Source organism: Pseudomonas sp. JC1203 (assembly GCF_056175065.1).
Window position 1 is genome coordinate 1 of record NZ_JBWCAM010000029.1, and the last position, 20,472, is coordinate 20,472.

At 64.3% G+C, this 20,472-nt stretch carries 16 protein-coding genes and 1 pseudogene; 3 read left to right on the top strand and 14 right to left on the bottom strand.

The genetic code is table 11. From position 1 onward, the window contains the following. Positions 1 to 589: 589 nt before the first annotated feature. The 8 genes and pseudogenes from AC0SZ7_RS29670 to AC0SZ7_RS29705 all read right to left on the bottom strand — a co-directional run bounded on the left by AC0SZ7_RS29670 (position 590) and on the right by AC0SZ7_RS29705 (position 12,946). Positions 590 to 1,393 (bottom strand): YfaP family protein, encoded by an 804-nt coding sequence (locus tag AC0SZ7_RS29670; protein WP_475507701.1) that lies wholly within the window; start codon positions 1,391 to 1,393, stop codon positions 590 to 592. Positions 1,394 to 1,396: 3 nt separating this feature from the next. Then, positions 1,397 to 3,043: pseudogene (locus AC0SZ7_RS29675) on the bottom strand (DUF2300 domain-containing protein). Beyond that, positions 3,040 to 7,599: an alpha-2-macroglobulin family protein gene (locus AC0SZ7_RS29680; RefSeq protein ID WP_475507702.1), complete on the bottom strand. Its 4,560-nt coding sequence runs from the start codon at positions 7,597 to 7,599 to the stop codon at positions 3,040 to 3,042. The pseudogene AC0SZ7_RS29675 and the gene AC0SZ7_RS29680 overlap by 4 nt, the downstream one beginning before the upstream one ends. Then, positions 7,596 to 8,207 carry a DUF1175 domain-containing protein gene (locus AC0SZ7_RS29685; protein WP_475507750.1) on the bottom strand — a complete coding sequence of 204 codons (612 nt, stop codon included), beginning with the start codon at positions 8,205 to 8,207 and terminating at the stop codon, positions 7,596 to 7,598. Before AC0SZ7_RS29685 ends, AC0SZ7_RS29680 begins: the two co-directional genes overlap by 4 nt. Positions 8,208 to 8,221: 14 nt before the next feature. After that, positions 8,222 to 9,943, bottom strand: coding sequence for a DUF2138 domain-containing protein (locus AC0SZ7_RS29690; protein WP_475507703.1), 1,722 nt, complete (start codon positions 9,941 to 9,943; stop codon positions 8,222 to 8,224). Between the two features lie 36 nt (positions 9,944 to 9,979). Next, the gene (locus AC0SZ7_RS29695; protein ID WP_475507704.1) at positions 9,980 to 10,768 is read right to left on the bottom strand and encodes a YfaP family protein; all 789 of its coding nucleotides are present in this window, start codon (positions 10,766 to 10,768) and stop codon (positions 9,980 to 9,982) included. Between the two features lie 136 nt (positions 10,769 to 10,904). Then, the gene (locus AC0SZ7_RS29700) at positions 10,905 to 11,729 is read right to left on the bottom strand and encodes a TIGR03915 family putative DNA repair protein (RefSeq protein ID WP_475507705.1); all 825 of its coding nucleotides are present in this window, start codon (positions 11,727 to 11,729) and stop codon (positions 10,905 to 10,907) included. Then, a complete protein-coding gene (locus AC0SZ7_RS29705) occupies positions 11,726 to 12,946 on the bottom strand; it encodes a putative DNA modification/repair radical SAM protein (RefSeq protein ID WP_475507706.1) in 1,221 nt (406 codons plus the stop codon). Before AC0SZ7_RS29705 ends, AC0SZ7_RS29700 begins: the two co-directional genes overlap by 4 nt. Before the next feature lie 204 nt (positions 12,947 to 13,150). On the opposite strand from AC0SZ7_RS29705, the gene AC0SZ7_RS29710 reads away from it, so the two are divergent. From AC0SZ7_RS29710 to dxs, 3 genes are all read left to right on the top strand, one after another. Continuing rightward, entirely contained in the window at positions 13,151 to 13,393 is a 243-nt protein-coding gene (locus AC0SZ7_RS29710; protein ID WP_008374063.1) for an exodeoxyribonuclease VII small subunit, read from the top strand. Then, on the top strand, positions 13,390 to 14,277 hold the full coding sequence (locus AC0SZ7_RS29715) for a polyprenyl synthetase family protein (RefSeq protein ID WP_475507707.1): 888 nt from the start codon (positions 13,390 to 13,392) through the stop codon (positions 14,275 to 14,277). The genes AC0SZ7_RS29710 and AC0SZ7_RS29715 overlap by 4 nt, the downstream gene beginning before the upstream one ends. 94 nt (positions 14,278 to 14,371) lie before the next feature. Further along, positions 14,372 to 16,267 carry a 1-deoxy-D-xylulose-5-phosphate synthase gene (gene dxs, locus AC0SZ7_RS29720; protein WP_475507708.1) on the top strand — a complete coding sequence of 632 codons (1,896 nt, stop codon included), beginning with the start codon at positions 14,372 to 14,374 and terminating at the stop codon, positions 16,265 to 16,267. Positions 16,268 to 16,306: 39 nt separating this feature from the next. Here the strand turns inward: dxs and AC0SZ7_RS29725 are convergent, their stop codons facing one another. The 6 genes from AC0SZ7_RS29725 to thiL form a co-directional block, all read right to left on the bottom strand. Beyond that, on the bottom strand, positions 16,307 to 17,080 hold the full coding sequence (locus AC0SZ7_RS29725) for a cobalamin-binding protein (protein WP_475507709.1): 774 nt from the start codon (positions 17,078 to 17,080) through the stop codon (positions 16,307 to 16,309). Then, on the bottom strand, positions 17,080 to 17,499 hold the full coding sequence (locus AC0SZ7_RS29730; RefSeq protein ID WP_475507710.1) for an MFS transporter: 420 nt from the start codon (positions 17,497 to 17,499) through the stop codon (positions 17,080 to 17,082). The genes AC0SZ7_RS29725 and AC0SZ7_RS29730 overlap by 1 nt, the downstream gene beginning before the upstream one ends. Beyond that, the gene (gene ribA / locus AC0SZ7_RS29735) at positions 17,496 to 18,113 is read right to left on the bottom strand and encodes a GTP cyclohydrolase II (RefSeq protein ID WP_475507711.1); all 618 of its coding nucleotides are present in this window, start codon (positions 18,111 to 18,113) and stop codon (positions 17,496 to 17,498) included. Before ribA ends, AC0SZ7_RS29730 begins: the two co-directional genes overlap by 4 nt. 117 nt (positions 18,114 to 18,230) lie before the next feature. Beyond that, positions 18,231 to 18,959, bottom strand: coding sequence for a substrate-binding periplasmic protein (locus AC0SZ7_RS29740; protein ID WP_475507712.1), 729 nt, complete (start codon positions 18,957 to 18,959; stop codon positions 18,231 to 18,233). 30 nt (positions 18,960 to 18,989) lie between these two features. Then, positions 18,990 to 19,499: a phosphatidylglycerophosphatase A family protein gene (locus tag AC0SZ7_RS29745; protein WP_475507713.1), complete on the bottom strand. Its 510-nt coding sequence runs from the start codon at positions 19,497 to 19,499 to the stop codon at positions 18,990 to 18,992. Further along, complete coding sequence (gene thiL, locus AC0SZ7_RS29750; protein WP_475507714.1) at positions 19,496 to 20,461, bottom strand: thiamine-phosphate kinase; 966 nt, start codon at positions 20,459 to 20,461, stop codon at positions 19,496 to 19,498. Before thiL ends, AC0SZ7_RS29745 begins: the two co-directional genes overlap by 4 nt. Between the last annotated feature and the right edge of the window lie 11 nt (positions 20,462 to 20,472).

Here is a 20,472-nt window from a genome sequence, read left to right on the forward strand (position 1 = left end):
GACTCGCTTCGATCTCTCGTTAGCGGGAGGCGAATTCTACAGCAACCTGCGTTACTGTCAACCACCTTTTTCACCGCTTTCGACGTTAAGATCGAAACCTTTCGGAGCTGCTTACTTCGGTTAACTCATTGAAACTCAAGGAGTTTTCCGTTTAGGTTGCGCCGGAAGTGGGGCGAATTATAGAGAGATTCGGAGGCAGGTCAAGGGTTAATTTCGAGGAATTGTCTTTAAAGTCAGAAGCTTCCCCGCGGGCGACCGTGTGAAGGCCACCAGGTGCATGCCTGGGAATCTTCAAGCCTCACCACACCGAGCGCCGCCCGCGCGGCGCGACCCGGCCTCTGGCCGGTGCTACCCATTTGTTTCGGGCCAGTTATGTCAGTGGTATCTCCCGGGGCCGCTCTGTTTGCACCAAAGGAGATTTGCAGTGGGCAAACAAAGCGGACCCGGGAGATGGCATTGGTGTGATTGGCCCGAAACAAACGGTAGGAGCGGCCTGCGGCCGCGAAGCGCCGCGCGGGCGGCGCGCGATTGCATGAACACCATCAAAACAACGGCATGCACCCGGTGGCCGTTACGCAATCCAACCCCATCACGGATAACTGAACCTGCGCACCAACGTCAGCTCCCCCGGCGCACGCATTGGCACCAGGAACGTTTCCATCTTCTCACTCGGCGTGCCCTCCTCCGTGATCATCGTAATCTGTGCAGTGGTCAAGGGCTTCACCGCACTTTCCCCCTCTTCCCCTTCGCGGTAGCCACCGCCGAAGTAGTTCACATATATAAGGTACTGGCCTTTCTGCGGCGCCGGCATGGCGAATATCTCCGGGCCGTAGCCGGTGGTCACGTCGACGTCCAGCGCGGCGCCGTTGGGGGCGGTGCGGTCGCCGTACCAGATGTGTGCGCCATCCGGGGTGATGACGTGCAGGTCGAGGTCGGTGTTATCGCTGTCCCATGACAGCAGGATGCGCAGCCTGGCCGGGCTGGCGCTGCCGGTGTTGAGGAATTGCACGCGGCGCTTCTGCTGGCCGTCGGGGCTGCGCACTTCGACGCTGTTGGTACCGCTGGGGAATGAGAAGGGCCGGTCGAAGTGGCCGTTGCCATCCAGCTTCAATGGCATGGCGACACCATTGACGATGACCTTGCCGGGCTGGTCGGCGCTTTTCGGCATGCCCTTGATGTCCCCCATGATGCGTGCGGTATCCGCCTGGTCCGAGGCTGTGTTCACCGACGAGGCCGGGTAGTTGACGGTCTGGCGAAAGTGCTCGCCCTCTGGCGTGCCGCTGCGCCAGCCGCCCACAGGTGTATCCATGCTGATGGGATTGCCCGCCTGGGCGGCCGGCAGTGCCAGCAAGGCACCCAGGAACAGGGCAGTGGTAGAGATGCGCGGTGTCATGGCCTAGTCCAGGAGCAGGTGGCGGGCGAGCCCTTCGATGTAGCTTTCATCCTGGCCGTTGGGGTGGGCCTCAAATGCCAGGTGCAGGTATTCATGAGTCAGGTCGAGGCGGTCTTGAAGGGTAAGCACGCCACGTACGTAGATACGCTGGCGTTCACGGTCCACATGAGGCCGCCCGTACGCCAGGCGGCAAACCGCGAACGTACTGATTTCGTTGTAGCCCACTTCGTTATCCAATGTAGGGCGCCACTGGCGGCGTTGAGTCACCAGCCAGGCCTGGGCGGCAGGCAGCGCCTCGCAGGAAGCCACGGGATTGTCCTAGCGGCTGAGGCTCGCGCGCGGATAGGCACGCTGCAGGATGGTGTCGTAGCGCAGGCCGCTGTTGGCCTGCTGCACCGCCTGGGCCCAGGACAGTTTGTCGGGCCCCGGCGTGTCGGAATGGTAAGTAACCGGGCTGCCAGCCAACACTAGGTCGCTGGTCCAGGCGACGATACGGCGCGCATCATCACTGGCCGCACCCGGCGCTACCCGTTGCCGGCTACTGCTGTCCTCGATGCTCAGGCAATCGCCATTGCGCCCGGCGTTCTGCAGCAGGTAGGTGCGAATCGCCACCGCCAACGCCTTCGCCGCTTCTGCGGGCTGGCTCCTGGCTTCGCGCTGTAGCACCCGGGCGACGTACTCTTCCCGATCCAACCGGGCGACAAGCCGGGGCTGGCCGTTGCCTTGTTGCAGGTATAGGTCGCCGCTGCTGTTGATGTCCAGGTTATTGCCGTTGCTAAAGACCGCGCGGTAATGCCCTTGCAATACCCCGTCAGGTGCAGGGCTACCGGCAGCAGCAAGCACACTCTTGAGAGGGTACCGTGCAAACAGGTCAACCTCCACGCAACGACCAGTGTCCCGGGCCCATGGCGCGGGCAGGAACGCACCGAGCACTTCGGCGTAATGACCAAGGACCATCTGGCTGGTGCCAGTGCCCCCGACCCACACCGGCGTGCCATCCTGCAACCACCCGGCAAAGCCACCCTGCCGCGCCTTGGCGTCGCCATCTGCCAGCCAGCTCCAGGTCTTGACCCTCAAGCGGCCACCGAGACTGCCCACTGCCTGGCCATCGCCAGCATTGAGTACTACGTCCAGCAACAACTGCCTGGCCTGTTGCTGGGCGGGCAGCACGCGAAGGCTATCGAGCAACTGCGTGACCGGTACGCGGGTTTGCGGTTGCAGCTGGGCAATGTCCGCAAGCCAGGCCGGCGCATTGCGCGCTTGCCAGTAGCTGCGCCATTTGGACGGGTCTATGTGCAACCGCGCAGGCGCAAAGTACAGGCCGCAGGAATGCACCAGTGCCTGGTCCCGAGCGACGTTGCCGCCCGGGGTGCAGCAGTAGACTTCATCGCGGTCATGGCCCTGGCAGTCGTAGGCAGCTTCATCCTGACCGGTGTCTACCAGCCAGGCGTAGACAAACAGTTTCCACAAGCTGCCCAACGGCGTTTGCAGGCCGCTGGGCAAAGGCTCGCGGCTGACGACTTGGGTGCGGTTGAACTGCACCAGCTCATACCCCTGCCCATTTGACCAGGCCAGGCGCAAGGGTGCCTCTTCTGCCTGCGACAGCAAAGAGCACAGGCACAGCAGCACACCTATATAGAAACGCATCACTTGACCGTGACCTGGCCAAGCGCAACTTTCTTCTCTTCGGCTTTGTGCTGGGGTGCATACAGCTGGGTGTAGCGCACTGGCGGCAGGTTGAACTGGCCCTTCTGGGAGAAGCGCACCAAATGGCGGAACCGCAGCTCACCGCTGAGACTATCCACGGCGATACCGTAGGCCAACTGCCCCGGCTCGAAGCGTGCCTTTTCCAGCGGCGCAGCATCGGCAGCGCCCTGCCCCGTCAACTTGATGCCCCAGGTGGTTCGCTCTATGTCGGCGCCCGGCGGCAACGGCACTTCGAGCATGCCGTAACGCAGCGGCTGGCCCTTGGTGCTGACTGTGATCTCGTCCAGGTAGAGGCTGTCACTGGCCAGTGGTTTGTTGCCAACCGCTTCCAGCTTGAAGGTGAAAGCCTGGTCGCCCGGCACCAGCCGCAACAAACGGCGCTTGACCATCACGGGCAGGTCGTCGGGTGCGGCCTGCTTGCTGTCGAAGGTCAACAGCGCTCGCACCGGCCGCTCGCTGCCACCGTTCAAGGTGAGCGTGGTCGGCACCGCCTTGCCCTGCCACTGCCAGAAACCGCTGCCGGAAACACCCTGCTCCGCGTGCCAATCCGTACTCGGCGTCAACGCGCTGCCTTTGGCCGGCTGGGCCAGGCCATTGTGCAACCAGGTCAGCGCCAGCGCGCGCTCCAGGGTGGACTGCTGTGGTAGCAGGCGTTGCAGCAAGTCGCGCGTCTGCTCGGCATTGGCGGGTTTCAACGACAGGTCTAGCGCCGCGGCAAACGGCTGGCCGCTTGTAGCCACCCGCTGACGGGCATCCTCCAGTTGCCGGGTAAACGCTTCGGGCTGGGCAACCTTGCTCTGTTGCGCCAACGCGGCGGTCAGCACGCGAGCGCAGGCCAATCCCAACGCCGAGTCCGGGGCTTCCATCACCACGCTGTCTTCACCATCATCCAGCAGGTTGGCATTGGCACCCGGGCCCGCCTTGGCCAGGTCATCCATGAGGCCGCTGACCAGCGTGGCGACCGGCAGCTGCATTTCCCTGGCGAACGACAGGACCAGCGCCCGTTGCAGCAGCGGCGTATTGGCCGCCTGTTTGCCATACACGTCCATCACCCGCTGCCAGTGGCCCGGCGGCAGGGCCAGGCCCAATGCCTTGCTGGCGTGCCAATCGGCATAGTAGGCGTAGGCGGTGAGGAAGGCGTCCGGTGCCAGGTCCTCGCCCCACCAGGTGAACGCCGCTTCCGGGCCGGCCATCTGGATAAGGCGCAGGCGGCTGTTCTGCAGGATCAGGCGCAAGCGGTCACGCACGCTGGTATCGGCCGAGAGCGACGGATAAGCGATGCTCAAGGGCAGCAGCTGGCTGGCAGTCTGCTCCACCCCGCCCCACGGGTATTCCAGCAGGTCGTCGAGGCTGGCGCGGAACAGCGCTTGCGGGCTGTCGTCCAGGCGCAGCCGCAGGTTGCTGGCGTCCAGGGGCAGCGTCAGCGGTACGTCCCCGGCGCTCACATCCAGCGCTTGGGTATGTACCGTCTGCCAGCCGTCGGCGACGGTGTCGATGCGCACAGCCAAAGCGTCCTGGGGTTTGCCGTCCTGGTGCAGCTCAGCGCTCAGGTCGGCACTGCCGGCCGTACCCGTGCTGGCAAAGGTTGGGAGCGGGATATAGTTGATGCCCTTGGCGAGTGTGAGTGGCACCCGCTGCTCCTGGCCAAAGGCATGCACCAGCAGCTCGGCCTTGACTGGCTGCTCGGCCTCACTGAAAGCAAACAAGCCAAGGTCTGGATGATCACCGGCGCGGAAACGAGTGGGTCCGCTCCATTTCAGGTACAGCGGTTTTTCCGAGCGCAGGAACTGCTGACGCTGCCCGACCTGGCCATCATCGGCAATGGCCCGCGCAGTGATGCGCCAACGGGTCAGCGAGTCGGGCATGCGGAAGGTGAAGCGTGCGTGGCCGTTGGCATCGGTCACCAGCTCCGGCTGCCAAGCTGCGGTATCGACGTCTTCACGGCGCGGACGCTCCAGCACCTTCACTCCGCGTTCACTGCGGTTGGCCTTGCCCGGCGCCGCGGGGCTGCCGGGTAACGCCACGTCGTAGCTTATAAAGGAAAGGCTGGCGCTGGTGCGCACATTGTTACGGCGCGGATGGTAGAAGAACTGGTCAATACCCGGGGCAATTTCCGGCTGCAGGGCATAGACCATTTCATCGACGACGCTGACAGTAAGGTGCGCCGAAATCGGCTTGCCGACGAACCGGGTACCCAGGTCGACGGTGACGGTGTCACCTGGCTGGTACTGCGCCTTGTCGGTAGCAATGGCGATATCGATCTGCGGCGCCACTACCTTGATACCGGCGTTCTGGAAACTGTATTCCCCACCCTTGGTGTAGAGCACCGAGAAGGTCAGGTTTGGCGCAAAGCTGTCTTTAACCGGGATGTGCACGCGGTACTGAGTGGGGCTGATGGTGTCGACTTTCAGCCAATCGCCGCCTTTGGTGAGCAGCGCGGTAGCCTCGACCTTGTCGCGCTCCAGTGACAGCAGCGCATCACTGACCGGTTCAGGGAAAGTGACCAGCGCCAGCGCCTCATCACCCGCCTTGTACTCGGGCTTGTCGAGGACGATTTCCACGGTGCCGGGCACTGCCTTGACGCCATCGCCGGTCACCGAATGGCCGGTGGCGCCGAGGATGCGCTGGTGCTCGTCGACCAGGCTGAGGTTGTAGGTACCCGGCCGGTCGAAGGCCAGGCTGAAGCCGTTGTCGCCAGCCGCCAGCTTGCCGCCGCCGGAGGTCTGGTCTTCCAGGCGCACCCAGGTGTAGGCCGAAGGCTTGATAGGGGTAGGCTGCTCAGCTTGGTAGCTGAAGGCAACCTTGCCGCCCACGGCGCTGAAGCGCTCGGGCGCGGCAAGCCGGTACTGGGCGGCACCACGCTCGATGAGGATTTCCTTGGTGGTCTTGACCCGGTAGGCGGCGCCGTCGCTGGCAAACACGGTGAGCATGTAGCGGCTGGGTTTCTCGGCGGCCGGCAGCTCGATACTGGCATAGCCGTTGGCGTCGGTGGTCAGCTCGGTGCTGGTCAGCTCCACCGGGAACTGGCCCAGGTACTGCAGCTCGTTTTCCACCATGGACAACTGCTGGGCCCGCAGGCTGAGGGTCAGGCGTGCGTTGGCCACCGGCTTGCCGTCGGGATACATCAGCAGCAGCTTGCCTTTCACGGGTTCATTGGTGCGGAAGTCCTGCTTGACCAGGTCGAGGGAAATCTCGAAGTGCGGCTTGATGTACTCGGCAACCCGGAAGGCGCTGCTGTAAGCCTGGTCGCGGTAGGTGAACCGCAGCTCGTAACCGCCGGCCACGGCATTATCCGGCAGTTGGAAGCGGCCTTGGCTGCCAGCCTTGCCGTCCAGGTTCAAGTCCATGCCTTGCAGGGCGGTGCCAGCAGCATCAATGACGCTGACGTGCACCGCACCGGCAGTAGGCGATACCGAATCGCGAGCGTTCTTGAACTCACGGCCGACGATTTTCATCGACACCCAATCACCCGGCCGGTACAGCGGCCGGTCGGTGAAGGCGTAGAGCTTGGTGTCGTAGATCTCGCTGTCGTAATAGAAGTTTTCGGAGACGAACACGCCACCCTCGGTGTCCTCGCCAATCACGTAGGAACGTTCCGGGCTGGCGTGCTTGAGCCGCAGCAGGCCATCGGCATCGGTCTCGCCACTGCTCATCACGCCAAGGCCGTCAGTCCACAGCACCTTGACCTTGGGTACCGAGCTGCCTTCGTGCTTGCGCGCCGACCACACCAGCAATTCATCACCGGCGATCTTGCTGACTGCCACCGTATTGGAGACGAACACCACGGTGGTGGCGCGGTACTTGCCGATAAGCGCCTCCACCAGGTATAGCCCCGGCTTCAGCTTGCCCAACGGGATGTACACATTGCCCGGCGCCACGCTGATGAACTCGCTGGACGAGCCGGCCAGGTCCACGCCCTTGGGCGGCTGGATCGGCTTGGCTTGCCACAACGGGTAGCGGAATTGGGTGACCAGCGGCAGGCCCGGAATAGGCGCGTACTGCGGTTGCGCATCGTATTGGGTGGGAGCGGCGATGACGTTGCCCATCTTCAGTTCCGGCACCTGGTCGGTGACTTCCTTGCGCGACTCATAGGTAAACGCCCGTTGCATCACACGGCGAGACTTGCGGTACCAGTTGTCCCACAGGTAGGCCAGGGTGTTGGACAACCCTTCGCCCTTGAACTGGCCTTCGCTGGCAACGCGGTGCAGGTTCTTCTGGCGTTTCAAAAACTCCAGCGGCTGGTCGATGCGGTACACACGAATGTCGGCGCCGCCGTAGGGCTCCATGCGAAACCTGCGGTAGTCACGGCCCGGTGCTTCCAGGCGAACCATGGCCTGCTCATTGGTGGCGAAGCTGCTGTCGGCCAGCAGGAAGAAACTTTCACCGGCCAGGGGCGCATAGTCACTGCCCGGCACCGAATCTTCGGCACGCGCCACATTCAAGGGCGCCAGCAGGCACAACAGCCACAGGCACAGGCGCACCACCAGAGCAGCCTTCATCGGAGGAAATTGAGCCGATAGACACCGATGAAATTCGGGTTGGCTGCGTCGGGTATCCATCGGGTGTCCTTCCATGTCATGAGTTGCTGCACGCTTGCCGAGCGCATGCCGTTGTCGGTGGGGGTGGTGGTGCCGGTGTGATAGGCGATGTTGCGGCCCATCCAGATCATCAGGTGCTGGTCGTCGCCCTGGTCGAAGAACATCAGGTCGCCGGGGCGCGCCTGGTTCAGGTCGCGGCCGACCAGGTGGCTGTTGAACTGGATCAGCTTGATGGCGTTGACGTAGGGCCCGACCTTGCCGCCGCCTTGCTGCCACTGTTGCGCCAGGACGCGCTGGGCGTCGCTGAGCGCCAGCTCCGGCGGCAGGTAGCGGTTGGACAGGCCGTTGGCGCGCAGCCATTTGTCGTCATGCACTTTCAGCGCCTCATTCGCAGCGAAGCGCACCAGGCCCGCGCAGTCCTGCTGATACCAGCGCGGGCTGGGGCCCTGGGTCAGTTGCTCCTGGGCGATACGCACGAACCAGGCGCGAAACACCTGGGACTGCTGGGCATCCAGCCCGGGCGTTGGGGCGGCCAGCAACCGGGCACTGAACAATAGCGCCAGCGCCATCACGCCTATGCCTTTCACAAGGCACGCCATTGCAGCGGCAGCCATTGCCAATGCCCGTCGGGCTCACTGCCCTTGGGCAAGGTCAGGGCGTACCGACCATACCCGGCCAGCTTCTGCAGCTTGGGAAGCAGGTGGGTCTGGGCGGCATTGCGAAACACCGGCTCCATGTCCTGGGGCAGGCTGTCGAGGGTCTCCTGCTGCATCAATTGCGCCAGGGAATCGGGCCCCAGGTAAATGGACATCAGCGCGTCTTTGGGCGCTATGTCGGCCAGCGGCGCGACGTGTTTGTCCAAGGCGCCCATCGCCTTGCCCACCAGTGTGTCATCGAGGGAAAACAGCAGCGTCGAGCCATGCCGCGCCAGGCTGACCTTGAAGAAGCCCTTGCCGGTGATGCTGTCGGGCTGTTCGGCATCACGATTGCGATACTGACCGAAGTTGGAGCTGACCAGGCGCTGCCACTGATGGCCCTGGGGTGGCGTCTGTTCGCTGACCGGGAATTGGCCACCAGGTACCTTGCTTTCCCAGGCACCCACCATGCCGCCGAACAGCGCGCCCAGGTTGGCGTCGAGCTTGCTGCCGTCCGCCGTGTCCAGGCCGGCCACGAGTAACGGCGTGTACAGGTGGGAATCCGGGTACCAGCACAGGCCGGCGGCTCCCGTCATGTGCTCGGTCAGTGCCTTGGCGGTTTGCTCGTCGGCACCTAGCTTAACCAACAACGGCTGCTGTTGCTCGGTAGCCAACGGCAAGGCCACGCATGCACTGGCACCTACGGGCATGGCCTGCCAGATGGGATTGAAGTCCAGGTCGGGGGCGTTGTCGGTCTCGTCCAGCGCCAGGTAGCTGTGCCAGCCCTTGTCATCCATGTCCAGGCGGATGCCGGCGAAGGTCGGGATGAAACGCTGGTAGCCCATCGCAAGCACGCTGGCGTTGATGGCGATACGTTGCTTGAGCGCCGCGGCCATGGGCTGCAGGCCGAAGGCTCCAGGGAACAATTGGTTACCGCCGAGCAACGCCGCCAGCGCCTGGTTGGAGACAGCACCCGGGGCTACTTCACCATCGGCTTCCACGTCATGGAGTTTGTCCGGGTTGGACAGCACCACCAGCTTGTCGCCGCGGGACGCAAACAGCAGCGACTTGCTGGCGTTGTACGCCAGGCGGTAAAGCGGCACGTTTTCACTGCCCACCTTCAGTTCACCGACTTTGCTCAACTGCTGGTCATCCAGCGCCACGTGGGCCAACGGTTCAAGCAGCTTGGCCAGCCCGCCGCGGTCCATCACCAGCAAGAAATCCTTGAGGCGGCCATCGCCGCCACGCCACAGCGCCACGGTTGCCGGCTGATCGAAAAGCGCTTCGATGAGGTCATCCTGCAACTTGAGGTCATGTTCGTAGATGATCCGCCGCAGGCTGCCGACCAGCCCCAGGCGGTCACCGTGGGTTTCGTAATAGAAGACGAAGTCTTCGGTCAGCGTCTCGCGCAGGAACGGCACGCTGAGCAGGTCCCGGGGCAACTGGCTGAGCGCGCGGGTTTCCAGTAGCGCGTCGGGGCGGCTGAGGCCCAACCGGTCCATCGCCAAAGCCGCGGCTGGCAATGTGGGCCTGTGCAGGTACCAACCCAGGCCGCCAGCAACGGCAGCTACCAGGCACAAGCCGATAGCCAGCCACGCGTTGCGGCGTCTGCCGGGGGAAGGTGCCGGGGCCGCCGGAATGGCGGCCGGTGTAGCGGTCGTTTCGCTCATGTTCGCAAAGCCCGATTCATCCATGCGGTGCAGGGTTCAATAAGTGAAGGTCTTGACCAGCAGCAGGTCGCCGATGGCTCGCAAGGGCACGATGAAGCTCTCGCGCTTTTCGTTGACGGTGTTTTCGTTGAGCACCAGGTTGATCTGCGAGGTGATGACCTCGTTCTGATTGGCGTGCTCCTCAAAGTTATAGCCACCATTACTGTAGTTGCCCCAGTAGTTGACGTAGACCAGATAGGTGCCGTGCATCGGTGCAGTCATGGTGAACATCTCCGGCCCCGGTCCGTCGACGCTGTCGGTGTCCAGGCCGCCACCATTGCTCAGCACCGGGTTGGCGTAGAACGCGTGCTGGCCGTCCGGGGTGATGATGTGCAGGTCGAGCTCGGCCTTGGGGTCGTCCCAGGCCAGGAAGATGCGAATGCGCGCCGGGGTACGCTGGTCATTGGCTTCGTAGAACTGCACGCGTTTGAGGGATTTGCCTTCGCTACTGCGCACCTCAACGCTGTTGGAACCGGCGCCAAAGGCATAAGGCCGGGCGAAACGTCCGTCTTCGTCGGTGTACAAACTCAACGCATTGCCATTCACCGCAAGTGTGTGCGGCTGACGCTGCGCCGAGGTGGCCTTGATCTGGCCTTCGATCATGCTGCGGTTGCGCTGGATGCCACGGTCGATGGGCGGCGTGGGGTACGCCACGCGCGGGTTTTCGCTGCGGTCGAGCAGGCCGAAATAGCGCCAGCCGCCGGCGGGGCCATCAAGCGTGGCGGACGTGTCCGCAAGGGCGGCAGACGCCCAGAGCACAGCGTTCAACCCGATAAGAAATCGCATATGTGCTTCCTGCAATGCGTGGGAACAGGTGTCAGGTCCGTCGACACATTTTATAGCCCGTCTTCAAGGCGCGCGAAGAGTAGCTACCAGGCGTGGGTTTAACAATCAGCCGCAACGTGGAAATGCCAACCAGTGCTCATCGCCCAGGCAGGATACGCTTGCCCTGTCGGTTACCGATGGCGCTCGCCTGCCCGTCACGCTGCTTGCCCGTGCGCGCCTCGCTGATCAGCCCTGGTATCAATACCCCTTCCGGCAGGTGCTTCCAGAACCGGCTGGGCAAATGCCCCTGCATGGCGCGGGTGTTGAGCCGCGCCGGGTTGAAGATATGGCTGTAATACGTCAACCACAGCTCCCCGTGAGGGTCTTCGGCCTGCTGCGCCAGTTGTTGCCAGGCAGGGGGGCACTGGCGCTGGTAGTGCATGGCCTCACCATCGTAGTACACGCCGTCGCGCGGGGTGGCGATCAACCAGCGGTGGCGGCCCATGCGGCCGATGAAATGCGTACTGGCACTTTCCAGGATGTCATGGGCCGGCTCGTGCCAGGCCACGTATTCGGGCTGGCCGGCACTGTTGTCAGCGCCGGTCAGTGCCACGAAGCGCACGAAGGCGTGCAGGTGGTGGGCTTCGCGGGACACCTGCTTGATGCGCCGGTGCAGTTCGCTGCCCAGCCGGTCACCCGCCAGCATGGCCGTGCGGTCGCCGTGGCTCACCCGCCACAACACCTCGTACAGCAAGCTCCAGCGCTGCTCGCCGCGATACCGTGCGGCCGTTTCCAACTGTTCGGCCAGGGCCAGCGGCACCCGCGCCTGAACCGCACCGAGCGAGGCCGGTAGCTCCCGATCAGAGGCGAACAGGTCCGCCACCTCCCAGCTGACTTCACTGGGGTCTACTTGATGACTCAGCAGCCAGCGCGCCTGTTGCCGCCACGTGGCGAACAGGTCGTCGCAGTCGAGGGTGATCATCCCCACAACCCCATCTGCTGAGGCGCAGGCCGATCACGCAGTTGCTCACGCAGGGCCAGGCTGCTGCTTTCCGCCTGGCGTGGATGATAGTCACTGGTGATCAGGAACGGCTTGGCCTTGGCCAGCACGCAGCGCAGGCGCGTCAGGTCCTCGTAGCGAATGCGCCGCTGGCGGCGCAGCTCCACAAGCCGCTGGGTGGTACGGATGCCGATGCCGGGAATGCGCGCAATCAGCGCGGGCTCGGCGCGGTTGAGGTCCAACGGAAACACGTCGCGGTGCTCCAGCGCCCAGGCCAGCTTGGGGTCGATGTCAAGCGCCAGGTGGCCCGGCCCCTGGAATAGCTCGCCGGCCTTGAAGCCATAACCGCGCAGAAGGAAGTCGGCCTGGTACAGCCGGTGCTCGCGCATCAGCGGCGGCGCCGCCAGCGGCACGCTCTTGGGGCTGTTGGGGATGGGGCTGAACGCGGAATAGTAGACGCGCTTGAGCTTGAAATTGCCGTACAGGCTCTCGGCGCTATGCAGGATGGTGCTGTCGTCGGTGTCGTCGGCGCCGACGATCATCTGCGTGCTTTGCCCTGCCGGCGCGAAGCTGGGCGCCTTGGGTTCGTTGGCCACGGCTTCGCGGCCCACGTGGATGGTGTTCATGGCCTGGCGAATGGAAACCACCTGTTTTTCCGGCGCCAGGGTCTGCAGGCTGGCGTCGGTGGGCAGTTCGATATTCACGCTGAGACGGTCGGCGTACCGCCCTGCTTCTTCGATCAGCAACGGATCGGCTTCAGGGATGGTCTTGAGGTGGATGTAACCACGAAACTGATGTTCCTCGCGCAGCAGCTTGGCCACGCGTATGAGTTGCTCCATGGTGTAGTCTGCCGAGCGGATGATGCCCGAACTCAGGAACAACCCGCTGATGCAATTGCGCTTGTAGAAATCCAGGGTCAGGGTGACCACTTCTTCCGGGGTGAAGCGTGCCCGGGGCACGTCGCTGGAGCGGCGGTTGACGCAGTACTGGCAGTCGAACAGGCAAAAATTGGTCAGCAGAATTTTCAGCAGCGACACGCAACGGCCATCTGGCGTATAGCTGTGGCAGATACCCATGCCATCGGTGGCCCCAAGCCCGGCCTTGCCTTCGGAGCTGCGCTTGGGCGCGGCGCTGCTGGCGCAGGAAGCGTCGTACTTGGCGGCGTCGGCGAGGATGCTGAGTTTCTCGATCAGCTGCATGGGGTTTTTCTCTACACTGGTTTTATATACAGTAAAGCCAGAATTGATGCTTCACAAGCGCGTTGCGACAGCCGGAACGGTAAACGACCTCCTGTAGGGGCGCTGCCACGGGGAAACGCAACAGTGTTTTGCACCCACTGATTTGCCCGCGCCGCGCGGCTCTGCTAGTGTCGCGCGGTTTCAACTCCTGTCGAGAGAGCCGCCATGGCCCGTAAGAAAGCTTCCGTGGATTTCGAGCAATCGCTGGCCGATCTGCAAACGCTGGTCGAACGCCTGGAAAACGGCGAATTGTCGCTGGAAGATTCCCTGGCCGCCTTCGAACAAGGCATTGGCCTGACCCGCGACTGCCAGGCCGCCCTGGCCCAGGCCGAGCAGAAGGTGCAAATCCTGCTCGAGCGCGACGGGGAGCTGACGCAAGAGCCCTTTGACGCGGAACAACCTGAATGATCAGCACTTACCAGGCCAGCTGCCAGGCGCGCGTCGATAGCGCCCTGGACAGCCTGTTCGCCGCCCCGATGCCCGAGATGGCGCGCCTCTACCAAGCCATGCGCTACAGCGTGATGAATGGCGGCAAGCGCGTACGCCCGCTGCTGGTGTACGCCGCCTGCGAAGCGCTGGGCGCGCCGGCCGAACAGGCCAACGGCGCCGCCTGCGCGGTGGAACTGATTCACGCCTACTCGCTGGTGCACGATGACCTGCCGGCCATGGACGATGACGACCTGCGTCGCGGCCAGCCCACTACCCACAAGGCTTTCGACGAGGCCTGCGCGATCCTGGCCGGCGATGGCCTCCAGAGCCTGGCGTTCGAAGCCCTGCTGGACGAGCGCCTGAGCCCCCAGGGTGAAGCCGTGCGCCTGCAGATGGCCATGGCCCTGGCCAAGGCCGCAGGCCCCGCTGGCATGGTGGGCGGCCAGGCCATCGACCTCGGTTCGGTTGGCAAGAAACTCGACCAGGGCGCGCTGGAACTGATGCACCGCCACAAGACCGGTGCACTGATCGAGGCCAGCGTGCAACTGGGGGCCCTGGCCAGCGGCTGCGCCACCCCGGCGCAGCGCCAGGCGCTGAAGACTTATGCACAGGCGATCGGCCTGGCATTCCAGGTCCAGGACGATATCCTCGACGTGGAAAGCGACACCGCCACCCTGGGCAAGCGCCAGGGCGCAGACATCGCCCGTGACAAACCGACTTACCCGGCCCTGCTGGGCCTGGGCATGGCCAAGGCCTACGCGCTGCAGTTGCGCGACCAGGCACTGGAAGCCCTGCAGCCATTCGATGCGGCGGCCGAACCGCTGCGCGAACTGGCCCGCTACATTGTCGAACGTCGCAGTTGAACAGCAGCGCTGACCACCCGACGCGTCATCGCGTGGGCAGCCGGCGCTGCATAGGTTAAACTGCCGCCACTTCATATTTATAACGATTCGCCTGATGCCCACGACGTTTCAAGAGATTCCCCGCGAACGCCCGCTGACGCCCCTGCTGGACCGTGCCGACACGCCGGCAGGTTTGCGCCGACTGGGTGAAGCCGAGCTGGAAACCCTGGCCGATGAACTGCGCCAGGAGTTGCTCTATACCGTTGGCCAGACCGGCGGGCACTTCGGTGCCGGCCTGGGCGTCATCGAACTGACGATTGCACTGCATTACGTCTTCGACACGCCGGACGACCGCCTGGTGTGGGACGTGGGCCATCAGGCCTACCCGCACAAGATTCTGACCGGGCGTCGTGAGCGCATGGCCAGCCTGCGCCAGAAAGACGGCCTGGCCGCCTTCCCGCGTCGCAGCGAGAGCGAATACGACACCTTTGGCGTCGGCCACTCCAGCACCTCCATCAGTGCCGCCCTGGGCATGGCTATTGCCGCACGCCTGCAGAATAGCGGGCGCAAGGCCATTGCCGTGATCGGCGACGGCGCCTTGACCGCCGGCATGGCCTTCGAGGCGCTGAACCATGCGCCCGAAGTGAACGCCGACATGCTGGTGATTCTCAACGACAACGACATGTCGATCTCGCGCAACGTCGGTGGCCTGTCCAACTACCTGGCCAAGATCCTCTCCAGCCGCACTTACGCGAGCATGCGCGAAGGCAGCAAGAAAGTGCTGTCGCGCCTGCCCGGCGCCTGGGAGATCGCCCGCCGTACCGAAGAGTACGCCAAGGGCATGCTGGTACCCGGCACCCTGTTCGAAGAGCTGGGCTGGAACTACATTGGCCCCATCGACGGCCACGACCTGCCCACCCTGGTTGCCACGCTGCGCAACATGCGTGACCTCAAGGGCCCGCAGTTCCTGCACGTGGTGACCAAGAAGGGCAAGGGCTTCGCGCCGGCCGAGGTCGACCCGATCGGCTACCACGCCATCACCAAGCTGGACCCCCTGAACGCGCCTGCCGCGCCGAAAAAAGCCACGGGGCCGAAGTACTCCGCGGTGTTCGGCCAGTGGCTGTGCGACATGGCGGCTGCCGATCAACGCCTGGTGGGCATCACCCCGGCGATGAAAGAAGGCTCGGACCTGGTCGATTTCAGCGAACGCTACCCTGAGCGCTACTTCGACGTGGCCATCGCCGAGCAGCACGCGGTAACACTGGCGGCGGGCATGGCCTGCGAAGGCGCCAAGCCGGTAGTGGCGATCTATTCCACCTTCCTGCAGCGCGCCTACGACCAGCTGATCCATGACGTGGCGGTGCAGAACCTCGACGTGCTGTTCGCCATCGACCGCGCAGGCCTGGTGGGCGAGGACGGCCCGACGCATGCCGGCAGCTTCGACCTGTCGTACCTGCGTTGCATCCCGGGCATGGTGATCATGACTCCGAGCGACGAGAACGAACTGCGCAAGATGCTCAGCACCGGCCACCTGTATCAGGGCCCGGCTGCCGTGCGTTACCCGCGTGGCACCGGCCCGAACGCGACCATCGAGGCCGGGCTTGAACCGCTGGAAATCGGCAAGGGCGTCATTCGCCGCGAAGGCAGCAAGACTGCCCTGCTGGTGTTCGGCGTGCAACTGGCCGAAGCACTGAAAGTGGCCGAGAAGCTGGACGCCACAGTGGTCGACATGCGCTTCGTGAAGCCGCTGGATGAAGCGCTGGTGCGCGACATCGCCGCGCGCCATGAGCTGCTGGTGACCCTTGAGGAAAACAGCATCATGGGCGGCGCCGGCGCTGCAGTGGGCGAGTTCCTGGCGGCTGAAAACCTGCTCAAGCCTATGCTGCACCTGGGCTTGCCGGACGTGTACGTCGAGCACGCCAAGCCTGCGCAAATGCTGGCGGAATGCGGCCTGGACGAGGCCGGCATCGAAGCGGCGATCAGCAAGCGCCTGGGCCAGATCGGCCTCTGACCGCATCACCCCATCGCGACCTTGGTCGCGATGGGGTGATCATTGATTCACGCGTTCACACAATCGCGTCAACGCCTCCAGCATCTGCCCGCTCGGGCGCTCTACCCCCGGGTCACCCACTACCACCCTGCCCTTGATCGGCCACTTGCGCCAGGCATCGGCCTGCGCCTGATTGGGCACCACGATCACCTGCGGATCACGTTGCAGCACGCCCTCCAGGCTCACCTGCGGCGCCGGCAGCGCCAGGTCGGCGAAGACGTTGCGCCCACCACAGACGCTCAAGCCATCACTGATGATCTGCCCACCACCCACGGTGTACAGCGGCGTATCCCATACCTGATAGAACACCCGCAACGGCGCGGCCCGGCGGTAGCGCTCGCGCAACGCCGCCAGGCGCAAGCGGAAAGCATCGGCAAGCTGGCGCCCGCGCTCGGCCTGGCCCAAGGGCACGGCGATCTGTTCCAGCGCGGTGGCCAGGTCTTCGAGGGAATGCGGTTCGGCGGTAATCAGCGCGATACCCAGGCGTCGCAGTTGCTCGCGCTGGGCCGGGCCGACACTGCCAGGCCACAGCAGGATCAAGTCGGGTTTCAGCGCCAGCAACTGCTCCATGTCCAACTGCCCGTAATGCCCTACCGACTGCAGGTGTTCCAGGCCAGCAGGCCGCGGCCCGGCATCGAGCACGCCGACCAGGCGGCCTTGGCCACCTACTTCAACTGCAATTTCAGTCAGGGAGGGCGCCAGGCTGACCACCCGCTGCGCCGCGTGGGCAGGCGCGCACAGCACCAGCAGCAGGCACGCGAGCCAGCGAGCCATCAGCTCAGCTGGCGCGGAATACGGTAGAGGCAGAGCAGCAGCACGCTGGACAGCGCCAGCAGGCACAAGGGCACCGCTTCCAGCCCGAACAGCACCGCCAGTGCGGCGATCCAGGCCGGCAGGCCGGCGAACAGGAAGGCCATGCGCCGGGTGGCCGCCAGGGCGATCCAGGCCGCCGGTTCCTGAGCAGTGTCGAGAGCTTGCTGGGTGGTGATCAGCCTGCGCTTGTAGGCGCCGAAGCGCGGCAGGCTGAGGAACATCGAGGCGGCGCCGGCTATGAACATGGGCATGGCCAGCACGGGCATCAGGTCGTCACTCTGGCCGAAAGCCCAGCTCATGACGAACAACGGCAGCAGGGTCAGCGCCAGCTGCTGCCACCAGGCTACCGCCAACCGGCGGCGCACCTGCGAACGGGTCACGCCCGATCGGCCTCGCTTTGGTGTTCGTTGCCCATCATGTGCCCCAGCTTGCCGGCCTTGGTGGCCAGGTAATGCTTGTTGTGCGGGTTATGGCCGGTGTGCAGTGGCACGCGCTCGGCGACCACGATGTTCATGTTGGTCAGGGCCTTGACCTTGCGTGGGTTGTTGGTCATCAGGCGCAACGACTTCACGCCCAGATGCTCCAGCATTGGCAGGCACATGGCGTAGTCACGCTGGTCGGCGGCGAAGCCCAGGCGCTCGTTGGCCTCGACGGTGTCGGCACCGCCGTCCTGCAGCTCGTAGGCGCGGATCTTGTTCAGCAGGCCGATACCGCGGCCTTCCTGACGCAGGTACAGCAGCACGCCACGGCCTTCACGGGCGATGGCCTGCAGGGCGGCTTCCAGTTGCGAGCCGCAGTCGCAGCGCTGGCTGAACAGGGCATCGCCCGTCAGGCATTCGGAGTGCAGGCGGCCCAGCACGGGTTCGCCATCGGCGACATCGCCCAGGCTCAGCACGACGTGCTCGCGGCCAGTGGCCTCATCGAGGAAACCGTGCATGGTGAATTGCGCAAAAGGCGTTGGCAGCTTGGAAGCGGCGACGAAAACGACGGGCACCGGGTGCTCCTATCAAATATCTGACATGAATATTGACCAAGGCCTGCATTGTAACAGCAGCTTACTGGCGGCGCTTAGGCTGAATTTCGCGGCATAAAGATCAGGAAGTTTGATCGCTTATGGCGTAAAGGGATAAGGCTGCTTCCAGCGTTCGAACACTGGCCGCAGTTCACCGCTGGGCACCAGCTTGTCCATGCGCTGGTCGAACAGCGCCAGCAGGGCCCGCCCATTGGGGTTATCGGCGAACCCCACGAACAATGGCAGTTCGGCAATGTGGGTCAGTTTGAACCTGGCCGGTTGCTCGACCTGTTTGAGCACACCGAGAATTTCTGTTTGGGCGTCGATGTAATAGTCGGCACGATCGTGGAGCAGCATCGGCAGGATACCGGTGCGGCGTTGCACTTCGTTGAACTGGTGAATGCCCGGCAAATAGCGCTCGTAGCCGTAGCCGCGTACCCAGGCCAGGCGGTAGTGGCCAAGGGTGCTCAAGACAGGCGCTGGCTTGTCGGCCAGGCCCAGCGCGTAGATATGGTCGGTGTCGTAGTGCCAGCGCGGGTAGAGGGTGTTGGCGACTTCATCATGGTAGGAACCCACCCAGGCATCGGCCTCGCCGCGCTGCACCAGGCCCACCGAGCGCATGTAGAGCGTGGTGCGGGTCTGCACCTTGACCCCGGCAGGCTCGAATACCTTGCGCAGGATATCCCAGGCCAGGCCGCTGCCGTCGGCATTGGTGTAGTCGCTCCACTCCTCGCTGGCCACATGGACCTGCGCCGGGAGCGGCTCGGCAGCCGCGTTGGCGCAGGTGGCCAGCAGGCCGACCACCATCATCAGCATCCTTCCGATCATGACCCGCTCCTTGTCAGCCCCCAGCCGGGATCAAACGAAATGCCACCCCCACACCACCACCTGCATCGCCAGCCAAGCAAACACCCCGGCCAGTACGTCATCGAGCATGATGCCGACGCCGCCATGCACATGCCGGTCGATCCAGCGGATCGGCCACGGCTTGAGTATGTCGAAGAAACGGAACATCAGGAAGCCGACCAGAATCCACCCCCAACCTTCGGGCACCAGCCAGAGAGTGATCCACATGCCGACCATTTCGTCCCAGACGATACCTTCGTGGTCGTGCACGCCAAGGTCCTTGGCCACCTTGCCGCACAGCCAGAAGCCGAACAGCATGGTCACGCCCAGCATCAGCCAGTAGCCCCAGTCGGGCAACATCTGCCACAACGGGATGAACGGGATGGCGACCAGCGAACCCCAGGTACCGGGCGCCTTGGGCATGGTGCCCGAGCCGAAACCGAATGCCAGGAAATGCCAGGGGTTGCGCCAGACGGACGGCGGCACGTTCTCTGCCGGTACCTGGTTGGGGTGGTCTGTCACGGTGTCTCCCGAAAATGTTGATAACCCCGTACAGCCGGGGTGATGTCGCAGCCGTTGCCATCGTGCAGGGTAACGCCCTGCCCTTCGCGAACCTGGCCGAGCACATGGATTGGCCAGCCACCGGCACGCAGGCCGGGCAAATGCCCGGGCGGCAGGCTGAACACCAGCACGTAGTCGTCACCACCGGTCAGGGCTGCCGTTTGCGCCGCTTTCCGGCCCAGCAGGCCAAGCAGTGCATTCGACAGCGGCAGGGCGTCCAGTTCCAGTGCAAGGGCCACGCCGGAAGCCGACGCAATGTGTCCGCAATCGGCCAGAAGCCCGTCGGAAATATCCATTGCAGCCGTAGCCTTGCCCCGCAACGCCTGGCCCAGGCCGAACTGCGGCGGTGGTGACCAGTAGTGCGCCAGCAAAGGGTCGGCGATGGCTGCCTCGGCCTGCGCCTGCCCCAGCACCAGCGGCAAGGCGCCAGCGGCGTCACCCAGCACGCCCCCCACGCATAACAGATCGCCAGCGCGGGCGCCCGAGCGCAGCAGCGCCTGGCCGGCCGGCACGCCGCCGAACACGGTCATGGTCAGGCTCAGCGGCCCACGGGTAGTGTCGCCGCCGATCAGGCTCAGGCGGCATTGCGTGGCCATGCGGTTAAGGCCTTCGGCAAATGCCTGCAGCCAGCCTTCAGCCACTGACGGCAAGGTCAGGGCAAGGGTGAAACCGATGGGGTCGGCGCCCATGGCCGCCAGGTCACTGGCCGCCACCGCCAGCGCGCGCTGGCCGAGCAGGAAGGGGTCGGCGGCGTCGGGAAAATGCACCCCGGCCACCAGGGTGTCGGTCGACACGGCCAACTGCTGGCCGGCTGGCAGGGCCAGCAGGGCGCAGTCGTCACCGATGCCGAGCGCCACCCCGTCGCCAGCCTGCGCACAGGGCGCGGCGGCGAAGTAGTGTCGTATCAGCTCAAACTCGCCCATGGTATGCAAGC